Origin of the sequence: Streptomyces sp. ActVer (assembly GCF_027270795.1) — a bacterium.
GTDB lineage: Bacteria > Actinomycetota > Actinomycetes > Streptomycetales > Streptomycetaceae > Streptomyces > Streptomyces umbrinus_A.
The window spans coordinates 1-2,861 of record NZ_JAPWHT010000750.1 but is presented as its reverse complement, the minus strand read 5'-3'; the positions used below and the strand labels follow the sequence as shown (position 1 = coordinate 2,861).

The 2,861-nt window shown below is 75.5% G+C and carries 1 protein-coding gene; it reads left to right on the top strand.

Annotated features, from left to right (window positions below):
- Positions 1-2,861, top strand: a 2,861-nt coding sequence (locus tag O3Q52_RS51540) for a DUF5682 family protein (protein WP_269655314.1), incomplete at both ends; no start/stop codon positions are given.

Sequence of the window (2,861 nt, the reverse complement as noted above, 5' to 3'; positions counted from 1 at the left end):
GACTTCTCGCCCGAACTCGCCGCCGTGCGCTGGGCCGCGCGACACGACGTGCCGGTCGTCGCGTGCGACCTGCCGCTCGCCGACCGGGCGTGGAGCGCCGAACGGCACACCCCCGCATGCCCGGACGACGGTACGGACCGGGGCTCGGCTCCGGAGCCGCCCGGCACTCCCACCGATCCGGCGTCCGCACAGCGGTCCGGCAGCCCCGCCACTCCACCAGCGCAGACACCTGGCTCCGACCGGGTCACCACCGGCGAGACACCCGGCGCTCCCGATCCCGTCGGCGTCCACGAGACGTCCGGCCGAGCCGGCCTCGCCACCGCGCTACGGGCCCGGCTCACGGGCCGTACCGGTGACGACCTGTGGGACCGCCTCGTCGAGACGGCCGCCCCGGGCTCACCTCCCGAAGCGCTGCGGCAGGCCGCCCTCCTGACGGGCTGGGCGCTGCGCGAGGACGCGGCCGCCTCGGAAGGCGTGCCCGAGCTGGACCTGCGCCGCGAGGAGTGGATGCGCGCCCGGCTGGCCGCCGCCACCGCGAACGGCGAACGCGCGGCCGTGCTCGTCGCCGCCTTCCACGCCCCGGCGTTGACGTCACCGGGCACGCTGCCGGAAGTGCCATCGCCCGCCCCCGGCGGCCCGGACGCCGAGGCCCCGGCGTGTACGACGTCGTTCATCCCGTACACCTACGCGCTTCTCGACGAGCGGTCCGGCTACCCGGCGGGCATCCGGGACCCGGAATGGCAGCACCTGGTCCTGGGCGCGGCGGGCGACCCGGCCGCGTTGGAGGACGCCCTGACACGCGCCGCCGTACAGATCTGTGCCCAACTGCGCTCCCTCGGCCACCCGTCGGGACCCGCCGACGCCCGGGAGATCTGCCGCCTCGCGGGAGACCTCGCCCGACTGCGTGGACTCCCCGCGGCCGGGCGGGGCGAGCTGGTCGAAGCGGTGCAGACCGTACTCACACAGGGTGAGCCGTACGGCCGGGGCCGAGCCGTCGCACAGGCGATGGAGCGGGTGCTCGTGGGAACGCGCGGCGGCCGCCCGGCACCCGGAGCGCCCCGGAGTGGACTCGCTCCGGCGGTGGAGGAGGAGCTGGCGGCACTGGGGCTGCCGGGGCCCGACAGCCGCGGCGCCGACGCCACGCGGGATCTGCGCCTGGACCCGCTGCGTTCCGAACTGGACAGCCGCCGAGAACTCCTGTTGCAGCGCCTGACCGTGTGCGGTGTGCCGTACGGAGAGGCAAAGGAAGTCGTCGGCGCAGGCGGGTCCGAGGCGCTGACCTCCCGCTGGGAGGTGCGCTGGACGCCCGCCACGGCGGCGATGCTCACCGCGGCCGGCGTCCGGGGAGTCACCCCCGCTCAGGCCGCCGAGGGATTGCTGCGCGAACGCCGGCGCGCGGAGCGGGACGAGGGCGGCCCCACGGCCGCGCAGACGCTGCACGGCCTTCGGCAGGCGGCGGAGTGCGGCCTGCCCGCCCTCACGGACGAACGCCTCTCCGACGTCCGCGAGGTGCTGCCGCACTCCGCCACGCTGCCGGAACTCCTCGCCGGCCTGGCCCTGTTGGACCGTCTGCGGGCGGGTCACGTCGCGGGCCTCGGTACCGACGAGGAACGCACCGAGACGGTGGCCACCGTGGCCGAGCTGCTGACCGCCGCGGCTGTGCGGCAGGTGGACGGTCTCACAGGTTCCGAGGACCGGGGCGACGCGCACGCGCTGCTCGAACTCGCCCATCGCGCGGACCTCTTGGGCGGCATACGGCTCGCCGACGCGCTCGCCCGGCTGGCCGCCGACGGCTCCCCGCTGATGCGCGGCGCCGCCGGAGCCGTACGCGTCCTCCTCGGTCACGAGGAACCGCATGTTCTGGGCGATCGCATCGCTTCCTGGGTCGACTCGGCCAACGTTCCCGAGGCCCGGACCGCCCTGACCGACCGGCTCATCGGGGTGCTGACCGCCGCGGGCCCACTCCTGGAGGCGGCGGCTCCCGCCCTGGAGCCGCTGCTCAACCGCATCATCGAGATGCCCGACCGGCAGTTCCTCGACCGCCTCCCCTCGCTCCGGGGAGGCTTCGACACCCTCAGTCCGGCGGCACGCGACCGGCTCCTCGACACCGTCGAAGAACGCCTCGCCACCACGCATCTGACCGACACCGGCGGCGTCGACCCCGCCGCACTCGCGACCTGGACCCGCGCGGACCTGGCGGCCCGCGCCGCCCTCCGCGCGCTCGGGCTACTGCCTCCGCCCAAGGGGGACGACCTCGTCCCGGCGGCCGAAAACCCCGAAGCGCGCGAACCCTCCAAAGCCCTCGGGCCCCCTGGAACCGAAGCAACCGAGCGGGTCGCTGAGCACTCCCCCGAGGATCACGTCCTCGCGTCCGCCGACCGCTGGCGGCTCGTACTCGGCCGTCGTACGGATCAACTGCCGCGCTCGGCCTCGGCGTTCGCGACCGCGCTGGACGAGTTGTACGGCAGCGGACGCGGCGAGGGCAGCAGGGGCGATCTGACCGGACCTCGCCGACGGGGCGGGGGCGGCCGGGAGGCTTCGTACCCGGGAGTGCGTGAGTGGTCCGAGGAGCTGGCCGCCCTGTTCGGACCGGGCATCCGGGAAGAGGTGCTGGCGGCGGCAGCGGCGTCGGGCCGCAAGGACGTGATAGCCGAGCTCAACCCGGACCTCGTGCGGCCCTCCGTCGATCTGCTGCGCACCGTGCTCCAGCACGCGGGAGGACTGCCCGAGGCTCAACTGGCCGCACTGCGCCCGCTGGTCCGCCGCCTGGTCGAGGCGCTGACCCGGGAACTGGCCACACGCCTGCGCCCCGCGCTGCACGGCGCGGCCTGTCGAGGACTCCAGGGCGGCGGTGGCCTGCG